Origin of the sequence: Halorubrum tibetense (genome assembly GCF_042661865.1) — an archaeon.
GTDB lineage: Archaea > Halobacteriota > Halobacteria > Halobacteriales > Haloferacaceae > Halorubrum > Halorubrum tibetense.
This window is the reverse complement of sequence record NZ_JBHSWW010000480.1, coordinates 1-1,129: the sequence shown is the minus strand read 5'-3', so window position 1 is coordinate 1,129 and position 1,129 is coordinate 1. Positions and strand designations below refer to the sequence as shown.

Below are 1,129 nucleotides of genomic sequence, written 5' to 3'. Positions count from 1 at the left end.
GCCCCCGCGGCGGTGCCGTCAGCGCCCCGCTCGGACGCGTCCGTGACGGTCCCCGAGAAGACGTTGTTGTCGCCGACGAACTCGGCGACGAACCGGGAGGCGGGCTCTCTGTACACCGTCCGCGGCGGCGCGACCTGTTCGGGCGTCCCGCCGCGCATCACCGCGACGCGGTCGGCGATCGTCATCGCCTCCTCTTGGTCGTGGGTGACGTAGACGGTAGTGGTGCCGAGCTCCCGCTGGATCGTCCGGATCTGGACGCGGAGCCGCTCGCGCAGCTGCGCGTCGAGCGCGCTCACCGGCTCGTCCACCAGGAGGATGTCGGGGCCGGGCGCGATCGCCCGCGCCATCGCCACCCGCTGTTGCTGCCCGCCCGAGAGGCTGTCCGGGTCGCGGTCGGCGGTCCCCGGGAGGTCGACGAGCTCCAGCAGCTCCGTCACGCGCTCGTCGCGGCTCACCCCGCCCGGCGGATCGGCGAAGTTGAGTCCGTACGCGACGTTCTCGCCGACCGTCATGTGCGGGAACAGCGCGTAGTTCTGGAACACGACGCCGACGTTCCGGTCCTCCGGCGGGACGCCCGAGACGTCGCGGTCGCCGAACCGGATACGCCCCTCGGTCGGCGTCTCGAACCCCGCGATCAGCCGGAGGGTCGTCGTCTTTCCGCAGCCGGACGGCCCGACCAGGGTGAAGAACTCCCCTTCGCGTATCCGCAGGTCGACGTTCTCGACCGCGACCGCCCCGTCGTAGCGTTTCGCCACGCCCGACAGATCGACCGCGACCGGCGCGTTCGGGCCGGGAGCGTGTGTCCGGTTCCGTTCCGGTTCCGTTTCTCGTTCCGATTCGGTCTCTCGTTCCGGTTCGGTCTCTCGTTCAGATCCCACTGTAGTCACCTCCGAGCCGCTCGATCACGACGAAACTGATCGCGGTCACCACGAGCAGTACGACGCCCATCGCGGTCGCCGGTCCGAGCCGCCGCCCGATGAACCGTTCGATGGCGACCGGCATCGTGTACGCGTCAGCGCCGGTCGCGAGCACGATCGTCGACGTGAACTCCCCCATCGAGATGGCGACCGCGAACGCCGCGCCGGCGACCACGCCCGGCCACACGAGGGGGAGCTCGACGTCGCGGAGC

General features: G+C 70.8%; 1 protein-coding gene and 1 pseudogene. Both read right to left on the bottom strand.

Going from position 1 to position 1,129, the window contains the following annotated elements; all coding sequences use genetic code 11:
* Positions 1-878: ABC transporter ATP-binding protein (locus tag ACFQEU_RS16355; protein WP_379783883.1), on the bottom strand; the 878-nt coding region annotated here is incomplete at its 3' end.
* Positions 868-1,129, bottom strand: a pseudogene (locus ACFQEU_RS16350) (ABC transporter permease); the annotation flags it as partial. The gene ACFQEU_RS16355 and the pseudogene ACFQEU_RS16350, both read right to left, overlap by 11 nt.